The organism is Nonlabens sp. Asnod2-A12, from assembly GCF_045063745.1.
In the GTDB taxonomy this organism is placed as follows: Bacteria; Bacteroidota; Bacteroidia; order Flavobacteriales; family Flavobacteriaceae; genus Nonlabens; species Nonlabens xylanidelens.
In genome coordinates this window covers 1114259-1132558 of sequence record NZ_JBEFOB010000003.1, presented here as the reverse complement: position 1 = coordinate 1132558, position 18300 = coordinate 1114259, and the positions used below count along the sequence as shown (strand labels likewise).

The 18300-nt window shown below is 34.0% G+C and carries 22 protein-coding genes; 10 read left to right on the top strand and 12 right to left on the bottom strand.

Annotated features, from left to right (window positions below; all coding sequences use genetic code 11):
* The first annotated feature begins 1 nt into the window (after position 1).
* Positions 2-667: a response regulator gene (locus tag ACJJVJ_RS05230; protein ID WP_405369418.1), complete on the top strand. Its 666-nt coding sequence runs from the start codon at positions 2-4 to the stop codon at positions 665-667.
* Between the two features lie 6 nt (positions 668-673).
* Here the strand turns inward: ACJJVJ_RS05230 and ACJJVJ_RS05225 are convergent, their stop codons facing one another.
* Together ACJJVJ_RS05225 and ACJJVJ_RS05220 are read right to left on the bottom strand one after the other, a co-directional pair.
* The gene (locus tag ACJJVJ_RS05225) at positions 674-1366 is read right to left on the bottom strand and encodes a response regulator transcription factor (RefSeq protein WP_405369417.1); all 693 of its coding nucleotides are present in this window, start codon (positions 1364-1366) and stop codon (positions 674-676) included.
* 4 nt (positions 1367-1370) lie between these two features.
* Positions 1371-2141, bottom strand: a complete 771-nt coding sequence (locus ACJJVJ_RS05220) for an alpha/beta fold hydrolase (protein ID WP_405369416.1) — start codon at positions 2139-2141, stop codon at positions 1371-1373.
* A gap of 80 nt (positions 2142-2221) precedes the next feature.
* Here ACJJVJ_RS05220 and ACJJVJ_RS05215 point away from each other — a divergent pair, with 80 nt between their 5' ends.
* Both ACJJVJ_RS05215 and ACJJVJ_RS05210 read left to right on the top strand, forming a co-directional pair.
* Positions 2222-4207: a DUF3352 domain-containing protein gene (locus ACJJVJ_RS05215; RefSeq protein ID WP_405369415.1), complete on the top strand. Its 1986-nt coding sequence runs from the start codon at positions 2222-2224 to the stop codon at positions 4205-4207.
* A 117-nt stretch (positions 4208-4324) separates the two neighbouring features.
* A complete protein-coding gene (locus ACJJVJ_RS05210; protein WP_405369414.1) occupies positions 4325-5002 on the top strand; it encodes a TlpA family protein disulfide reductase in 678 nt (225 codons plus the stop codon).
* Between the two features lie 13 nt (positions 5003-5015).
* Here the strand turns inward: ACJJVJ_RS05210 and ACJJVJ_RS05205 are convergent, their stop codons facing one another.
* The 4 genes from ACJJVJ_RS05205 to ACJJVJ_RS05190 all read right to left on the bottom strand — a co-directional run bounded on the left by ACJJVJ_RS05205 (position 5016) and on the right by ACJJVJ_RS05190 (position 7496).
* Entirely contained in the window at positions 5016-5180 is a 165-nt protein-coding gene (locus ACJJVJ_RS05205) for a hypothetical protein (RefSeq protein ID WP_170034568.1), read from the bottom strand.
* The gene (locus ACJJVJ_RS05200) at positions 5168-5869 is read right to left on the bottom strand and encodes an ABC transporter ATP-binding protein (RefSeq protein WP_104515337.1); all 702 of its coding nucleotides are present in this window, start codon (positions 5867-5869) and stop codon (positions 5168-5170) included. The genes ACJJVJ_RS05205 and ACJJVJ_RS05200 overlap by 13 nt, the downstream gene beginning before the upstream one ends.
* A gap of 56 nt (positions 5870-5925) precedes the next feature.
* Positions 5926-6630, bottom strand: coding sequence for an O-methyltransferase (locus ACJJVJ_RS05195; protein WP_405369413.1), 705 nt, complete (start codon positions 6628-6630; stop codon positions 5926-5928).
* A gap of 113 nt (positions 6631-6743) precedes the next feature.
* Entirely contained in the window at positions 6744-7496 is a 753-nt protein-coding gene (locus ACJJVJ_RS05190; protein ID WP_405369412.1) for a thioredoxin family protein, read from the bottom strand.
* Positions 7497-7635: 139 nt separating this feature from the next.
* On the opposite strand from ACJJVJ_RS05190, the gene mazG reads away from it, so the two are divergent.
* Genes mazG through ACJJVJ_RS05175 form a run of 3 tightly spaced genes read left to right on the top strand, consistent with a single transcriptional unit; the run spans position 7636 to position 9901 of the window.
* Complete coding sequence (gene mazG / locus ACJJVJ_RS05185; protein ID WP_104515334.1) at positions 7636-8409, top strand: nucleoside triphosphate pyrophosphohydrolase; 774 nt, start codon at positions 7636-7638, stop codon at positions 8407-8409.
* A gap of 51 nt (positions 8410-8460) precedes the next feature.
* The gene (locus ACJJVJ_RS05180) at positions 8461-9237 is read left to right on the top strand and encodes a hypothetical protein (protein ID WP_405369411.1); all 777 of its coding nucleotides are present in this window, start codon (positions 8461-8463) and stop codon (positions 9235-9237) included.
* Position 9238: 1 nt separating this feature from the next.
* Positions 9239-9901 (top strand): hypothetical protein, encoded by a 663-nt coding sequence (locus tag ACJJVJ_RS05175; protein ID WP_405369410.1) that lies wholly within the window; start codon positions 9239-9241, stop codon positions 9899-9901.
* Between the two features lie 94 nt (positions 9902-9995).
* Here ACJJVJ_RS05175 and ACJJVJ_RS05170 read toward each other — a convergent pair whose 3' ends face one another.
* The 6 genes from ACJJVJ_RS05170 to ACJJVJ_RS05145 form a co-directional block, all read right to left on the bottom strand.
* A complete protein-coding gene (locus ACJJVJ_RS05170; RefSeq protein ID WP_104515330.1) occupies positions 9996-10151 on the bottom strand; it encodes a YqaE/Pmp3 family membrane protein in 156 nt (51 codons plus the stop codon).
* Positions 10152-10244: 93 nt separating this feature from the next.
* The gene (locus ACJJVJ_RS05165) at positions 10245-10403 is read right to left on the bottom strand and encodes a YqaE/Pmp3 family membrane protein (RefSeq protein WP_405369409.1); all 159 of its coding nucleotides are present in this window, start codon (positions 10401-10403) and stop codon (positions 10245-10247) included.
* Positions 10404-10545: 142 nt separating this feature from the next.
* Positions 10546-11886 (bottom strand): adenylosuccinate lyase, encoded by a 1341-nt coding sequence (gene purB / locus ACJJVJ_RS05160; RefSeq protein ID WP_405369408.1) that lies wholly within the window; start codon positions 11884-11886, stop codon positions 10546-10548.
* Positions 11887-11938: 52 nt separating this feature from the next.
* A complete protein-coding gene (locus tag ACJJVJ_RS05155; protein WP_405369407.1) occupies positions 11939-12502 on the bottom strand; it encodes an adenylosuccinate lyase in 564 nt (187 codons plus the stop codon).
* 15 nt (positions 12503-12517) lie between these two features.
* Positions 12518-13135: a hypothetical protein gene (locus tag ACJJVJ_RS05150; protein ID WP_405369406.1), complete on the bottom strand. Its 618-nt coding sequence runs from the start codon at positions 13133-13135 to the stop codon at positions 12518-12520.
* Positions 13135-13818, bottom strand: a complete 684-nt coding sequence (locus ACJJVJ_RS05145) for an SIR2 family NAD-dependent protein deacylase (protein WP_405369405.1) — start codon at positions 13816-13818, stop codon at positions 13135-13137. Before ACJJVJ_RS05145 ends, ACJJVJ_RS05150 begins: the two co-directional genes overlap by 1 nt.
* Before the next feature lie 239 nt (positions 13819-14057).
* Between ACJJVJ_RS05145 and pheT the strand changes: the two genes are divergently transcribed.
* The 4 genes from pheT to ACJJVJ_RS05125 all read left to right on the top strand — a co-directional run bounded on the left by pheT (position 14058) and on the right by ACJJVJ_RS05125 (position 18299).
* Positions 14058-16481 (top strand): phenylalanine--tRNA ligase subunit beta, encoded by a 2424-nt coding sequence (gene pheT / locus ACJJVJ_RS05140; protein ID WP_405369404.1) that lies wholly within the window; start codon positions 14058-14060, stop codon positions 16479-16481.
* Positions 16482-16493: 12 nt separating this feature from the next.
* A complete protein-coding gene (locus ACJJVJ_RS05135) occupies positions 16494-16964 on the top strand; it encodes a hypothetical protein (protein ID WP_405369403.1) in 471 nt (156 codons plus the stop codon).
* Positions 16961-17428, top strand: coding sequence for a hypothetical protein (locus tag ACJJVJ_RS05130; protein ID WP_405369402.1), 468 nt, complete (start codon positions 16961-16963; stop codon positions 17426-17428). Before ACJJVJ_RS05135 ends, ACJJVJ_RS05130 begins: the two co-directional genes overlap by 4 nt.
* 151 nt (positions 17429-17579) lie before the next feature.
* On the top strand, positions 17580-18299 hold the full coding sequence (locus tag ACJJVJ_RS05125; RefSeq protein WP_405369401.1) for a hypothetical protein: 720 nt from the start codon (positions 17580-17582) through the stop codon (positions 18297-18299).
* The last annotated feature ends 1 nt before the right edge of the window (position 18300 follow it).

Sequence of the window (18300 nt, the reverse complement as noted above, 5' to 3'; positions counted from 1 at the left end):
CATGGCAAAGAAAATTAACATAGGGATTATTGATGACCATGACATCGTACGTAAAGGATTGAGTCAGTTGCTCCAAAACATGGGAGATTATGTAGTTACAGAAGAACATTCTAGTGGTGTTTCATTTATCAATAATTTACCTGATAATAAAGAATTGCCCGATGTCTATCTTCTAGATTATTCTATGCCTATGATGAATGGTCTTGAAGTCCTACAAGAAGCTAAAGAAATTAATCCCAACCTAAAATTTCTCATGCTTACTCAAAATATTGAAGATAAAATCAAAGTAGAGGCCTATGACAAAGGTGCAAGAGGTTTTCTTTCTAAAACTTGCCAGGCTCCAGAATTAGGTCAATCGATCACTAACGTAGTCACTACTGGCTACGATAATTTTGAAGAAATTTTACGATTGTTGCGTAATAGAAACACGATAGAACAACTTACCAAAGAAGAAAAAGCAAATTTAACTGCTCGTGAATTACAACTACTAGAACTCGTTTGTGATGAGAAAGAATACACCTATCAAGAAATAGCAGACCAGATGAATCTCTCGATAAAATCAGTAGACGCTTGTAGGTCACAGCTTTTTCAGAAACTAGATGTGAAATCCAAAGTCGGTTTAGTACTGTATTCTTTTGCTCATAAGCTTACTAAACCTTTTGTTTAATTAGAATTATATCAATTCAAGAGCTAGGGAAATCTTTACTAATTCTGAAACTTTAGTTACATCTAATTTTTTGAATATATTTTTTTTGTGGGTGTGTACAGAGTGAACTGATAAAATTAGTATTTCACTAACCTCTTTATTTGATCTCCCTTCGGCAAAAAGTTTGAGGATTTCTTTTTCGCGTTTGGTCAGCGTTTGAAATTTATTCCATCGGTTAAAACTTTCCTTGCCCCAAGGGATTATTTCTCTAAAAATTTTTTCCACAGCCTCGTATTCATTAGGAAATAAAGACGTGTTTAAGGTAAGTTTTTCATCGATTAATATCTTATTTGTAAAATAGGGAGTCATGTTATGATTCATAGATATGATTTGCATGTAACTACAAACAGACTCATAATCGTTATCTTTATGAAGAGCATCGGCCTTATAAATAGCCTTTTTCATTAGGCTAATGTTGGAAATTTCTGGTAAATACGATTTTCCTAATTCGTATAATTTTTCTATTTCTCTCCCATAGCTGAAAAAAGATTTACTGAAAAACTCATACTCATGGCTATCTCTGCAATTGATATAGGTAGGGCTAGGTAAAAAATCCTGAAGTTGATAAAAAGCTTTTTTATCATTTAAGTATAGCTTTCTAAGCCTAAATACAAAATGCTGGCTCTGTTGATGGTATTCTTTATCAGTAAATAGATTCATTTCTCTATTTTAAAGGCTTAAAAATATCTATAGCAATTTGATTTATAATTTCAGACATTTCTTCTGGCTTTTCTAATGTAGGGTAGTGGCCGCAATTTTCAATAAAAATAAGCTGTGCATCTCCTTTACTTTGTTCTACCACTTCTTTTAAATAGCTAGGGTTTACAGATGGGTCTTGCACACCACTCACTATAAATTTAGGACATTTTAATTCTGTAAAAATCTTATGTTGATCTAACCAGTTACCACTAGAAATATCTTCTGCAGTGGTGGTTCTTACCTTAGGGTTAGAATTATTAAAATCTGCTACAACCATGGTGCTGTATTTATCATCATAAACGGTAATTGCTGCAGCTTCTTCAATTTCCTTTTGAGTAGGATGTTCGGTTAAAAAAGTTTGTAATGCAGCAACAGGTAAAAACGCCTCTTCAAAGTTGACAGGTTTTTTAACCGGTGGCGTCCCAAAAATCATTAAACCTTTTAAGCTTTTGATATCGTTTGCAATCTCAATAGCAAGGTGCCCGCCTATACTATTACCTATTAAAAAGACAGGTCTTGAATAGCTATTAATTAATTGGATCAGTTCACTTTTATAAAATTTAAAACTAAAATCATCATTCTCATCTGTATTCTCGTTAATTTCGTGACCAGATAAGGTAGGAGCTAGTACTGAATTTGTTAGCTGTAATTTTTTAAAAACTTTACTAGAAGAAGAGCTTCCATGAAGTAAAACTATTAAACCTTCTTTATTTGAGCTGATAAATGTACTTTTCATAAATTATAATGTTTAACCAAAGTAAATAAAACACTAGTTTTTAACAAGTGATTTATTGTAAAATAATAAAAATCAATATTTTGACTCGTAAAAAAATCATTTGGTTATTGGTTATAGCTATTCTAGGCTATCTAGGATATCAGGCGCTTTCCATTTTTGCTCTAGAAGAAGATAAAATTAATGCGGTATACCTAGTACCTAGAGATGCGGTGTTTTTTATGGAGATGGACGAGCCGTTGCGCAACATGAATACACTTGCTGAGAGTGAGATCTGGGATCATTTACAAACTAATGATGACATTCATAAAATGAGTGCCAAATTGAATGCCGTGGACTCTCTTTTTCAATCAGAGAGTGATCTTTTTGAAATGATAGGAGATCGTGATATTATTTTGAGCGCTCACATGATTAAGCGTGATGATTATGCTTTTCTATACATCGTAGATATGCAAAAATTATCGCAGCTCAATTTACTTAAAAACAATATTAACCAGTTGCTTACCGGTGATTTTACAGTTACAAAACGTCTTTATAAAGAGATAGAAATTACTGAGGTAACTGATAAAACTACCTATGAGATTCTGTCTATTGCCTTTGTGAAAAACCAGATGATAGCCAGCTATACGCACTCACTGGTAGAAAAAAGTATAGACGAATTTGCCTCTCCAGAAATAGGTCGCGACCTTCAGTTTCTAGAAATTCAAAGAGAAGTAAGACAGAACGATTTATTCCGTTTTTACTTAAATCATAAATTCTTAACCGATTATTACAAAGCATTTTCTAACGAAGAGAGCCCATTTGTAAAATTACTAGAAGATCATTTTAGTTTTTCTGGTTTTCAAATAGATGTCGATAACGATCGATTATTAGTAGCAAAAGGATATACTAACGGAGACCAGACAGCACAGAGTTTTATAAACGCACTGCATGAGTCTGGAACTGGTTCTATAGACGCCACTACGATTTTACCTCAAGAAACGGCATTGTATTTAAGTTTTGGTTTTGACGATTTTTCTACTCTACACCATAATTTTTACAACTTATTAGGTGAGCAGCAGCCAGAAATGGTGGCAGAATATGAAACGGGCAGGAAAAAAATAGAAGAATTGCTAGATATAGACTTACAGCGTGATTTTTACGATTGGATGGATGATGAGCTCGCTTTCGCGAAAGCGGATGCCCCAAATTTATCTGAAAAAGAAGGTCTAGCACTTGCCATAAAAGCAAAAGATACCGATGATGCTCTGGAAAGGTTAAAATTTATTGAAGAACAAATAAGAAAGAAAACACCTGTAAAATTTAAAGAAGTAGATTACAGAGGTTATAAAATCAACTATTTAGAGATTAAAGGCTTTTTTAAATTGATCATAGGCTCACTGTTTGAGAATATTGAAAAACCATATTATACCATCATAGATGAATATGTGATTTTTAGTAACTCGCCCAAGACTTTAAAGTTATTCATAGACAGTTTTGAAGAAGAAACTACCTTAATGTCTGACGAGTATTATCGTGATTTTATTGATGAATTCAACTCTGAGAGTAATGTGTTTTTATATGTAGATACTAATAAGTTAAGTAATGCGTCTGGAAAATATCTCAATAAAAACTCTCGTAAAGAACTGAAACAAAACGAGGCTTTTTTCTCTCAGTTTACACAAATAGGACTGGAGTTAGAGGCACAAGAAAACTTCTTTGAGTCAAAGGCGGTTATACATTATGACCGTGATTATGACTATGAGGCTATACAACTAGAAGAACGCAATAAAGACGTACCACTTGATCTAGTGACTATTAAAAAAGAAGAAATAAATAAGGAAACCATCTTTAATATTGCACCTATTTTCCCTGATGATTTCACGGCAAATTTTTACGAGCAAAAATTTAATAATGGTCAACTTAAAATGAAGGTTTATCTCAAGGATGGAATGCCAGACGGTCGTTATAAAGAATATTATTTTGATGGACAGTTAAAGATTTCTGGACGTTATGACGACGGTAAACAAGACGGTACCTGGAGAGCTTATTTAAGAGATGGAAAGTTATTCCACAAAAAGCGATTCTAATTTTATGAAATTTGGCTCGAAATATGATAACATAAGAACAAGGCCAGTTTCTTATTTATAGGAGACCTGCTGGTTGTGTTTCGATACTTATTACATTCATTTTATTACATTTATTCTATGAAAAAACTTCTTATTCTTTTCACGATATTTTTAAGTTTGACAGCTGTCGCTCAAGAAGAAATCTTTTATCTCTTACCTAACGGTGAGATTATGAACGAGGCTAGTTTTGATAAACTCAAAGCAAGTTTAAAGGATATGGGAGATGTAAAAGCAGATTTTATCTCTACCATACGTCGCAATGACTCGGTTATAAAACGTACTAAGTTAGTTATTACTGAGAAATCTGATAGAAAACCCTTTGATCCGTTTGCTATTCATAGGGAGAAAATAGGAGAAAAGTTTGTTCTAGAAGACTTTAAAAAAGCAGATGGCTCTGTGCTTACGCTTCAAGATCTAGGTGGTAAATCTACAGTACTTAATTTTTGGTTTACGAGTTGTGCGCCTTGTATAAGTGAGATGCCCAAATTAAATAGCCTTAAAAAACAAATGAGAGGCGATGTTAATTTTATCGCGATTACTTTTAATGAGAAGTCTAGAGTAGATGAGTTTTTAAAAACGACTAAATTCGACTTTGATCATATTACAGATGCTCGCAAACAAATAGATTCTTTAAGAATACAGGCATTTCCTATGACCATTTTATTAGATAAGAATGGCTTTATAAAAAATGTTTACGGAGATCTTACCTATCAAATGAATGATTTAAAATCTGATTTAAGAAAAGTAATGCAATAGAGTAGATTGAATCTTACTCTCGATCTTTTCTTTTTTCATTTAAACGTTGCTTAAAATTGCGACGTTTGCGGTCTTTTATACTGCCTTGTTTACTTTTATTCCAAAACATAAATATGACAAATGCCAGTAAAACGGCACCTATATAAATCCAGTCTTTATTCTCGCTTAAGATTTCCATGGTCTATTTCTTGTATCACTTTCTATAACGCCATCACGCAGTCTTATAACGCGATGTGCATGCTCTGCAATGTCTTCTTCGTGAGTTACTAATATTACCGTATTCCCGTCTGCATGGATTTTATCAAAAAGTGCCATGATCTCTACTCCAGTTTTAGAATCTAGGTTTCCAGTAGGTTCATCTGCTAGAATGATAGAAGGATTATTAACCAGCGCTCTTCCTACAGCTACACGCTGTCGCTGTCCACCAGATAATTGATTAGGCTGGTGATCCATGCGGTCTTCTAGACCTACACTAGTAAGTACCTCTGTAGCTCTTGCAACACGGTCTTTCTTTGATTTACCTGCATATATCATAGGTAAAGCCACGTTATCTAGTGCAGTCGTTCTAGGTAGTAAGTTAAATGTTTGGAATACAAAACCTATCTCGGTGTTTCTTATGTCTGCCAGCTGGTCGTCTGTGAGCATAGACACATCTGTACCATTAAGCTTATAACTACCAGCAGTAGGAGTGTCCAGACAGCCTAATAAATTCATTAAAGTAGATTTACCAGATCCAGATGGTCCCATAAAAGCGATGTAATCTCCTTTTTTGATTTCTAGATCGATTCCTTTAAGTACATGAACTACTTCCTGACCTAATTTAAAATCACGTATAATATTCTTTATTTCGATTACATTTTCACTCATGGAACTAAGTTATGAATTATAGTTTGTACGAGTATGACGCAGCAATTGTTTTTTAGTTACAATTTTATATAAAAACGTTCGGGCAATTGTTCTTTTCTAAAAAACACCATACCTATATCAAAGCAATCTACGCTAGCGGTTACCTTAGAATGTGCGCATATTTTATTCCATGCAGCGGTCATGTCTGTAGACCAGTAGATATCATCAAAAATCACTACACTGTCATTGTGCACTTTATCCAGTATAGCTTCAAAATAATTTAATGTTGCTGTACCATCATGATGCCCATCTATATAAATAAGATCATAAGTAATTTCATTAAAATCATATTCATCAAAGAATTTTTTAAAAGTAGAAGCGATGCAGTTTACATTTTCAATACCGTTATGAACTAATGCAGTTGCGGCATATTCATAAACCTCTGGACTACCTTCTACGGTGGTAATTATAGCATCTGGTCTCGCTATAGCCATAGCATGAGTCGCTATACCTAGTGATGTGCCTAATTCAAGTACTGTATTTACTTTAAGATAATTGCAAATGCGATAAAGCATTTGCGCATCTTTTTGAGTACTGCAATTGTGTCTTAAAATGTCTTTTACCTTGCGGTCGTTAGTTTTAAAAACCCTGCTGCCCGCACCATGATCTTCTATATGAAGAGTTTTGTCAGACGCGTTAACACTATTGCGATATTGAGACAGTTTTAAGTAATCTGTATAGGTAGTAGAATCTTTAAGACATTTTTTCTCTAGTTGAAACACAAATGGTGAGTGTATACCATGTAAATGAAACGACTTAAGAAGATGTGCGAAGTATGAAAATATGAAATGAAACAATGCTTAGTTTTTAAAGGAACAAAGATGCTTTAAAAATACTATTCGGCTTCTATTTTTTCAATTAACTGCTCAACAATAGCAGCAGACTCGTTATTACGATTGGCTAGTTTTTTTGCTCTTTTTGCTGTTTTTAAAGCCTTTTTGTTTTCTCCTGTTTTATGCAGTAAATGCGCTTTAGTCTCTAGATTAGAAACATTTTCTTCTAGTTCTATAGATCGGTTTATTAAAACTATAGCACAGTTTAAATCTTGTTTGTCATTAAGATTTTGATATATTTTCCAACTCAGTTCATTTAATTGGTGAGTACTGTACCAGAGTTGTTCTAAGTTTTTTTTAGTCAGCTTTTCATGAGCACCTTCTACTATTTCATATTTAGACGGTTTTCCTTTATAAGGTAATAGATCACCTTTTACGGTCAAACGGTCGTGTCTTTCTATCATCTTTACCATTTCGTCGCGACGCATGACACTACCGCTTTGTCCTATTTTGCGACCATTTTTAATAAAGAAATAAGTAGGTATGCTGTGAACTCCTAGAATATCATCGGCTATGTTATCATCGGTATTCATTTTATAAATAGTTACGTTAACAGACTCATCATCTGCTATGGATTTAATAACCGGTTTCATATACTGACACGGTCCACACCAGGGCGCAGTAAAATAGAGTACTTTGATCTGGTCGTCGTTTGCCATCACCGTTTCTTCCATATCTTCATCGGTAACATATTGTTGTGCTACGGATAGGTTAGAAAGTAAAAGTGAAAAAGTAATTATAAATAGAATTCTCATCGTGTCGATTTTATAGTTTAAGTAACTAATTTTATGCCAGTATTATTGTTGGATAAAAGTTCCGCTTTCGCGAAAGCGAGATAAAAATAATCTAACAAACTCACAAAAGGCTCTCAATCGCTCAAAATAATAGACTAAAATGAACAACAGAAAGGATCAACTCAAAGCCATAGATAGATTATTAACCATTATGGATGAGTTGCGAGAGCAGTGTCCATGGGATAAAAAGCAAACGCTAGAGTCGTTGAGACACCTGACTATAGAGGAAACGTATGAGCTGGGCGATGCGATTCTAGATAAGGATATGGAAGAGATTCCTAAGGAATTGGGCGATTTATTACTGCATATTGTGTTCTATGCAAAAATAGGGTCGGAGACTAACGACTTTGATATCGCTAGTGTGGCAAACGGTATTTGTGATAAATTGATATCTAGACATCCACATATTTATGGAGATGTAAAAGTAAAGGATGAAGAAGAGGTAAAAGCAAACTGGGAAGCGCTGAAATTAAAAGAAGGGAAATCTAGCGTGCTAGAAGGTGTGCCCAAATCACTGCCAGCACTGGTAAAAAGCCAGCGCATACAAGATAAAGTAGCTGGAGTAGGTTTTGATTGGGAAAAGCCAGAACAAGTAAAAGAAAAGCTAGAAGAAGAACTGGCAGAGCTGCAGGTAGAAATAGATGCAGGAGATAAGGATAAGATCGAGGCCGAATTTGGCGATGTGCTATTCTCACTAGTTAATTATGGTAAGCACTTAGGAGTAAATCCAGAAGATGCTCTAGAGCGCACCAACAAGAAGTTTATAAAACGTTTTCAATACCTAGAATCCAAAGCTAAAGAATTAGGCAAAGAACTGAGAGATATGACTCTAGCAGAAATGGATGTTTTCTGGGAAGAGGCTAAGAGGTTGTAGGGTTGAATAGATGGTATATAACGGACTGTAGTAATTAAGTATATTCATTAAATGACTCATAATAAAGAAATAGGGTTTAGAGAGAAAGTACTGGCATTTTTCAGGAAGAAAGAAGGTTTTATAAAAAGTGTAAGGCCAGAAAGCTATCTGGATTATGTGCCTAATTTGCTATTTGTTACAGCATTTATTATTCCTGTATTATTTCTAGGTTTTGATTTCTTTCCATATAATTATTTGGACTTAGTTGCTATTACTTATTTAATTATCATTACGTTGTGGTTTTTAATTAGAAAGTTTCTTTTGTTTGAAGATCAAGAAGAGTTAACGTTAATGAATAGTGGTGATTATTTGGATCTTTCTGTAGTTGAGAAAAGTTTGCTATACTCTAGAATACTTAGTTTTTTAGGTTTTATAGCTTTGATAGGAGCAGCGGTATTTTTAATTACAGATGATAATTATGTATTTGAATGGTTCCATATTGTGTTTGGTTTGATTGTGTTGAAATTCAGTTTAATTCTAGGTATAAATGCTTATGAAAAGCAACGTACAGAAACTAAAATATTTAAAATAGATAACAGTCGACTTAGAATATCCTTTGGTTTAGGTGAAAAGAATATTTTATTAGATGATATCCAAAAAATAAAAATAGCATTTACTCATTTATCATTTTTTCCAAAAGAAGGAAAAATTGAGATGCTTAATGATCTAGAATTAAATGAAGAAGAAAAAGAGCAACTGAAGAGTTTTTTAGAAACAAATCTAACAGATATAGAGGTTTCTCTTTATGAAAATAGAGAAGAGCTGTTTGAAGACGCAGCAATGAAATAATATGTGGAACAAAGATCAATTTTTAAAGAAAAAAAGACCGTCCTGGAAAAGCGTATTGTTTCATATTTTTATATGGGGCATTTATGCTCTTGTAATTTTCAAAGATCTAACGGAGTATTTTACAGAATGGACTTTTTATTATGGTATACTATTGTTTTGGAGTCTTGTTTTATTATCTAATTATATAAATATAGGTAAACCAATAGGTAAGGTGATAAAAATTAATGCACATGATAAGTGGTATGATATGAATAATGTGTTTAGTGATATTTTTCCATTTATTGGTATTTATTATTTTGGTACTCATGCCACAGAAGACTCCTGGATCATTTTACAGCACTGGCCTTATTTAATGTTAGGATTTATTTTATTGCTAGTATATAAATTCTATACCAATAAAGAAGTAGTAGAGAGAATTATTAAAGTAGAAGAAGGTAATTTGTATTTTGAGGAAGCAGAATCAACCTACTACGCACCGATAGCAGATTTTGATAAAATAAGAATCAGTTATAATAAAATAAGCGCAATAGCAAAAGACGGTAGAAAAGATAGACTAGGTGGCTATACGATGACAGATGGTGCTATTCTTAATCTAGTCGCATTCCTGAAAGAAAACACGCCTAATGTTGAACTAGATGTCTTATTTGAAGATACTAAAGATTGATGATGGAAAGCAACATTCATTTTTAAACACAAAAAAAACCGATGCTGTAAGGCATCGGTTTTCATCTTTTTCAAAGCAATTTTAATTCTAAAATTTATTTTGATGTCACGTAAAATGCGTGAATCATTCCTGGTATTCCACCTAATAAGGTTAGAATAACATTAATTATAAAGTCTTTACCTAATCCTTTGTTCATCGCTACACTTAAAGGCGGTAAGAAAATGTTTAATATAATAGTAAGAATGCTCATAGTTAGTTGTTTTTTGATATATCCAAATTTACTGATTGATATTCGGTTACTTTCTTAAAATATTACGAATTGTTATTCTATTAACTTAAACGGCTACTTTTTAGATGTTATGTAAAATGCGTGAACTATACCTGGTAAATAACCTAAGAAGGTGAGGATTATATTTATAGTAAGATCTTTACCAGCACCTTTTTTAAGCGCAACGCTTATAGGCGGTAAGAAAATGTTTAATAAAATGGCAAGAATGCTCATAGTTGATAAGTTTGATTTAATAATAAGTTTCAATAAAAGTGAATGTCCAGATTTATACTAGGGCAAAAGTTACTTATAACTAGTCATAAAAAAAGCCCTGACTTTTAGTCAAGGCTTTGGTATAAAAGGTAAAGAATAAGAATTAAATCCCTGTAAAAGTACTAGGAGTAATGACTCTCATCTCTGCTTTAATATCTTCACTTACGTCTAAGGTTTCAATGAAGTTTGCAATACTCTTACCAGTGATTTTTTCATTAGTACGAGTTAGTTCTTTTAAAGCTTCATAAGGATTAGGATACGCCTCACGACGTAAAATAGTCTGAATAGCCTCTGCTACAACAGCCCAGTTGTTTTCTAGATCTTGAGCGATTTTTGCCTCGTTTAATAAAAGTTTATTAAGTCCTTTTAAAGTAGCTTTAAACGCTATTATAGTATGTGCAAGTGGTACACCTACATTTCTCAATACGGTAGAATCTGTAAGGTCACGTTGTAATCTAGATATAGGTAATTTTGCTGCTAGGTGTTCAAAAAGAGCATTTGCAATTCCTAAGTTACCTTCAGAATTTTCAAAGTCGATAGGGTTTACTTTGTGCGGCATGGCACTAGAACCTATCTCACCAGCTTTGATCTTTTGCTTAAAGTAATCCATAGATATGTACGTCCAGATATCACGATCTAGATCTATAAATATGGTGTTGATTCTTTTTAAATTGTCAAAAAGAGCAGCCATGTGGTCATAATGCTCAATTTGTGTTGTTGGGAAACTGTGTTTTAAACCTAAACGACTCTCAACAAAATCTTCTCCAAAACGCTGCCAGTTCACTTCTGGAAACGCCACGTGATGTGCGTTATAATTACCTGTTGCACCACCGAATTTTGCTGCGTGCTGTACTTGCTCCAGCATATTCATTTGCTCTTCTATACGCACGACAAATACATAAAACTCCTTACCTAAACGAGTAGGAGATGCTGGCTGTCCATGAGTACGAGCTAGTAATGGGATGTCTTTCCACTCATTTGCTAGTCTGTGAATATCGTCACGTACAGCTTCTAATTCTGGTAAATACACATTTTCTATAGCATCTTTAATAGATAGAGGTATAGCTGTGTTATTTATATCTTGAGAGGTAAGCCCAAAGTGTATGAACTCTTTATGGTCAGATAACCCTAACGTATCAAATTGTTCTTTCAAGAAATATTCTACAGCTTTGACATCGTGGTTAGTAACCTTTTCTATGTCTTTAATAGCTTGTGCATGCTCATCATTAAACTTGCGGTACAAGTCTCTTAATTGTTCTTGAGTTTGCTCAGGTAGTGGTTGTAGTTGTTTGATTCCGCTTTCGCTTAAAGCGATAAAATACTCTACTTCTACAAGAACGCGGTAACGTATCAGTGCAGACTCAGAAAAGTAATTTGCAAGTGGCTCGACTTTAGAACGGTAACGTCCATCGATAGGAGAAATAGCTTGTAAAGCAGTAGGCATAATTGTGTCTTTAAAGCGTGCTAAATTACGGTTTTAATAATTGATTATAGATCTATTGAGAGTCTATTTTGGCTAAGATTATTCTGGCACTAGACTTAAAGCCGTTACCATAATCTTCTTGTAATTTTTGTTGTAAAACTGGCGCTAATTCTGGATATATCCACTCAAACTCTTTGCCTAATTCAAAGAGACTGTAAACAGAATAAGCCATGTTTGCTGTCTTATCGGTAGTTATTAATTCTTGAAAACAACCTTCTACCATGCTTTCTCTTATGGGTTTAAGAAGTAGTTTTTTTACTTTGTTATCTTTTTTGCTATAGAATTGTTTGGTTAAAATTCCAGATATTTTACACAAAGCACGCATGCCAGAAGAGTTGATTTCTAACTCGTATAATTCACCTATTTCCTTTAAAAATGGATAGCAAGCATATTCATGAATTAAGAAAGATTGCTCCAGACTCCAGCAGGCCTGGTGAGAAACGCCACTTTCTGGACGACACCATTCTATAAGTTCTGGTAACAGATTAAATTCTACAGCAGCGGTTCCTAGCCGCACACGTTCTGCCTTATAGGCTTTTAGTTTTTTTAAATTCTGTTTTAAATCTGCAGCGGTCATTGTGGGTATTTTTACTTAAAATATGATATCTGCAATCTCATTTTCTGTTCCTGCCATGTGATCACCACCAGTAATAATGTGGTAAATACGATTTTCTTTACGTACCATAAGTGCTGGTGAATTCCAGTCTATACCGTCTTTCCATACAGCTTCACTACCAGATTTTAACTCCATGAGTCTGGTATAACTAGCTGTAGCTATGGAATCATTTTTAAAGATATATTCGATCATAGTTCCTTGAGGAAAAACGTCACCATTTCTCTTTACCTGGGCTTTGTATTGAAAACTGTTCTTTTTAACGACCGTTTTTCCTATGTCTTTTAAAGCACGTTCTATGTTCTCAATTCCTTTAGAATACGTCTCATCTACATCATAAAAACCAGGAGGTGATAGTAATCCGTTGTGGTTGCTTATGACATATTTATATTTAGATGCTTCTAATTTTGATTTGTATGCTGATAGGTAAGAGGTAACATTTGAACTTGTGCTGTCAGTAACAGACTCTTTTATTGGCCTAGATTCTGTGGTAGGAACGATCACATCTTCTACCATTTCACGTTCTGCGTCTTTTTTATTGTCGTGATTACAACTAACTAGAAACAAGATCGATAAAAAGCTTAAAAGTGTTTTCATTATTTTTCTATATTTAATAAATCGGCTACCATTTGTACGCCTTTGCTTGCTTTTTCTTTGATTACAGTAAGTTTTCCATGAGACTCTATAGAAGGTGCAGGGTCTACAAAATAAATAGGTGTAGTGCTAGGTGCAAAATCTTTGAGTCCAGCAGCAGGGTAGACTTGTAGCGATGTTCCTATTATAAGGAGTACATCTGCTTTTGAGACCAGTTCTATAGCTTGTTCCATTGCAGGCACTTCTTCACCGAACCATACTATGTGTGGTCGCAATTGAGAACCATCGGCACTTAAATCACCCATTAAGATATCTCCATCGCAATCTTGAATTTCATGTCTATTCTTAGAACTGCGTGCTTTTTTTAACTCGCCGTGAAGGTGAATTACAGTAGAAGAACCGGCACGCTCGTGCAGATCGTCCACATTTTGTGTAATTACCTGCACATTATAATTACGTTCTAATCCAGCGATACAAAAATGAGCATCATTAGGTACAACTTCTTTTAATTGTGCACGACGCTTGTTGTAAAAATCTAAAACTAATGCAGGGTTTGCAGCATAACCGTCTGGCGAGGCGACTTCCATAATGTCGTGACCTTCCCATAAACCACCGGCATCTCTAAAGGTTGCGATACCACTTTCTGCACTAACACCTGCGCCAGAGAGTACGACTAGATTTTTCATAGAATTTTATTTTCGGTTTAAAAGTAGACATTATTTAAAAGATTTCTAACATTTTAATCGTGGTGTGAGCCATTAAATATAATTTAGAACAATGGTGTTTACAACCTTTAGAATTTGAGAATTTAAGCCGTTTTATCGTTATAAAGAACTGTGAATTTATGTATAATGTTTATGTAGGTTCCGCTTTCGCGAAAGCGGACATATAACTATCTTTACCGACCTTAAAAAGCAATGGATTTATGAGAGTTTCCTATAACTGGATCAAGCAATTTATCAACGTGCCAGAAGCGCTGGAAGAACATACTGCCTTATTAACCTCTCTAGGGTTAGAAGTAGAAGGTTTAGAAAAATTTGAAAGCGTTAAAGGTGGGCTGGAAGGCATAGTCGTAGGATATGTAGAGTCTTGCGAGCAGCATTCTAATGCAGATAAGCTTAAGGTAACAAAGGTAAACCTAGGTACAGAAACGGTTCAAATAGTTTGTGGCGCGCCTAATGTTGCCGCAGGTCAGAAAGTGCCTGTTGCTACCATAGGTACTACTTTATATGATGATAAAGGTGAAGCCTGGAAAATCAAAAAAGGCAAAATAAGAGGTGAAGAAAGTCATGGAATGATATGTGCCGAAGATGAGTTAGGTCTAGGTAAGTCACATGACGGTATCATGGTTCTAGATGAGAATCTAGAGGTAGGTACACCGCTTAAAGATGTAGTAGATATAGAACTGGATCATGTTATAGAAATAGGTTTAACGCCTAACAGGTCTGACGCGATGTCGCACATGGGTGTGGCACGTGATTTAAGAGCTGGTCTAGCCGTTAATGCAGACGCGGTAGAGTTTATTACACCATCTGTGAGTGGTTTTCATGTAGATAGTCGCTCTTCTAGAGTAGATATAGAAGTAGAAAATACAGATCTAGCACCGCGTTATTGCGGTGTGACCCTTACAGGAATTAAGGTTAAGGAATCTCCAGAATGGATTAAAAATAGATTAAGCGCCATAGGTATTGCGCCTAAGAATAATGTGGTAGACGTTACTAATTATGTAATGCACGAGTTAGGACAGCCGCTTCATGCCTTTGATTTATCAAAAATTGCTGGTAATAAAATTATAGTAAAAACTCTTGAGAAAGACACGCCGTTCACAACCTTAGATGGTGTAGAGCACAAGCTTCATGAAGATGATTTAATGATATGTGATACAGAAAAGCCTTTGTGTATCGCAGGTGTTTATGGTGGTGAGAATAGTGGTGTTACAGAAGGGACGACTTCTATTTTCTTAGAAAGTGCGTACTTTAATCCAGTAAGCGTGCGTAAAACTGCAAAAAGACACAACTTTAATACCGATGCCTCTTTTAGATTTGAGCGTGGTATAGATCCTAATATTACAGAATATGCTCTTAAAAGAGCCGCATTGTTAATTCAGGAAACTGGAGGTGGTGAGATATCTAGTGATATTACAGACTTGTATTCTCAGAAAATAGAAGATCAACAAGTGTTCTTAACTTATCAAAAGGTAAACTCTTTAATAGGTCAAGAAATACCTAAAGAAGAGATTAAAAGTATTTTAAGAACTCTAGATATAAATGTAAATAACGTAACAGAAACTGGTATAGGACTTACTATTCCTGCTTATAGAAATGATGTAACTCGCCCAGCAGATGTTATTGAGGAGATATTAAGAGTTTATGGTTATGACCGTATAGAAAGCTCTTCAAAGATTAATGCAACTATTGCAAAGTCTTCAAAACTAGAAAACAATAGAGTACAAAATATAGTAGCACAACAGCTGGTAGGACAAGGCTTTATTGAGATGATGGCAAACAGCTTAACATCTGAAAAGAACCACACACTTACAGAGCAAATTTCACCTAAAAACCAGGTGAGTATGTTAAATCCTCTAAGTAGTGATCTTGCTGTAATGAGACAGAGTTTAATTTATGGAGGTCTAGAAGCGATCGCTTATAACTTAAATAGAAAACAAGAGAACCTGAGGTTATTTGAATTCGGTAGTAGTTACCACCAGTATCAAGAACGTCAGTTTACAGAAAATAAGCATTTGAGTATTTTAACGGCTGGTAATACTTCTAGTCCTACATGGAATGGTCCATCACAACCAGCAGATTTCTTTTATCTTAAAGGTGCTGTGATTGCTGTTTTAAAGCGTTTAGGAATTAATACTATAAATGAAAAACCTACTAAATTAGATTTCTTAAGTGAAGGTATTGCATTAAGTAGTGGTGCAAAAATTGCCGATCTAGGTGTGGTAAAAAAGAAGGTTGCAAAGAACTTCGGTATAGAGGTAACCGTACATTTTGCAAATATTTATTGGGATGAGGTGTTAAAAATAGTTTCTAAGGAATATACTCCTGTTACTGATATACCTAAATTCCCTGAAGTGAGTAGAGATTTTGCATTGTTAGTAGATGATGCTGTGAATTTCAAACAACTTAGAGAAATTGCTTTAAATTCTGAAAAGAAGATTTTAAAGTCGGTGCAGCTTTTTGATGTTTATGAGGGTAGTAAGTTACCTAAAGGTAAAAAATCTTATGCCTTAAACTTTACACTACAAGATGCTAATAAAACACTTACAGATAAGCAAATAGATAAAGCTATGAATAAGATACAGCAGCAACTAGAGAATCAGGCTGGTGCAGTATTGAGGTAGATAGATCTTTCTATGTTTAAAAAGATCATTAAAACGGTAATAAGTTTGTTCAGTGCTGCGTGTACTGAACAAACTGTTATCAAGATCAACGATGACTCTTTTCATACATTGAAATCTTTGATCAATAAGGATCAATATGCAGGTGGTGTTAAGTCTAACGGCTTTGAGTTTAGAGCTAGAAGATTTCCTAACAATATAGAAATATCTGTAAATGAATCTGATGATGGTACTTATACCATTGTTGCAGATTTTTTATTTCCTTTTGCCTATTACGTATTTCTTCTTATTACAGTAGGAATTTTTAGTTATGTATTCTCATACCAGTTTTGGACAATTATAGGTATATCCACGTTTGTAATTCTTATCGTAAATAATTTAATAAGTTGGTCTCGACAAAAGTACGTGGACTATTTTCTGATGAATTATTTTAAAAATAAACGAGGGTATTCTAAAAGCCCTAGAAACCATAATAGATATCAATGATTTCTATATTTCTAGATTTTTTTGACGGTGCTTATAAAGAGAAAACTTCTATTAAAAGAGATGCCACTTCTAGAAAAATTATGGAAGCGCTTGCTAAAAGTGATTATTATGATGGTGAAGTAAGTTTGTATGAGGGGTATTTTGTTCCTAAAAAGAAGTTTCCTAACAATTTGAAAATTTGCTTGTCAACTTCTAAGGATGATTTTTATATCGTTTCCAATGATCATATTCATGTTCCTATGCGATACGGTTTTGGTTTAGCGTTTTTAATTTGTTTATTATTCAGCTTAATCCCAATTTTGAATGGTATTTTTTACTTAGCACCTTTTTTGTTTTTAATATTTTGGATTATATCTAGGGTGTCTAGAATTTTATTAAAGGATGATGTTCATCTTTTTTTAGAACGTTATTATAAGAAGGAGTACGAGCATTCTAAAAGCCCTAGAAACCCTAATAGATATTAATAGATTGTATTTTCCGCTTTCGCGAAAGCGGAAAAATTAACATTCTCATTTTGAAATTATAGAGGCTCCTTTACGACCTATACAGTGAAGGAGTTTGTTGTTTTTGCAACAAGACTTGTTTAATACTCACTCGTTTAATCAGGAAGTTGTTATGTGGAATCGTACTAATATTGAAGAAAAGCTCAAGAAATCTAAAGCAAAAAACTTTAAAGAAACTGATATTATTGATCAGGTGGCAGCTATTCTTAAAGAAGATGGTAGGAGAGAAGATGCGATTATGGCGCGTATGAAAAGCCCGCAAAAACCCACGCCTCGCAATCATTTTAATATCGATTTATTAAATAAAGATCGCATTTATCACATAGATCAAATACAAGATATTTGTATAACCTATAGATTGCGATTTCTGGATACTAAGTATTTTAAGAACGAGATTCCATATGAAGCTTTAATGAAGATTAAAGAGATGGAAAAGGATCACGATATAGAAATGCGTGGTTTTAAAATAGTTGCTCCTTCTAAGATGTTCAAATTAGAAGATGCAGATGATCCGTTACTATTTGCACCTATAGGAAATGGCTATTTCTATCTTATACATAAATGGGGAAATGATTTAAACCCTTTTAGAAAAATTTGGGCATGGAATTTTAAGAGTTTTGAAAACCTTATTTTCTCTACTGTAATCGTGAGTCTTTTATTGGCCTATTTAATTCCTAATGGAGTCTTTTCAAAGGATACTACAAATGTTCAATTTTTATTAATTTTCTTTTTTACTTTTAAATCTATTGCAGCGATAGTATTGTACTACTCGTTTGCAGCAGGAAAGAATTTTAATACGGCCATATGGAATTCAAAGTATTTCAACGCTTAAT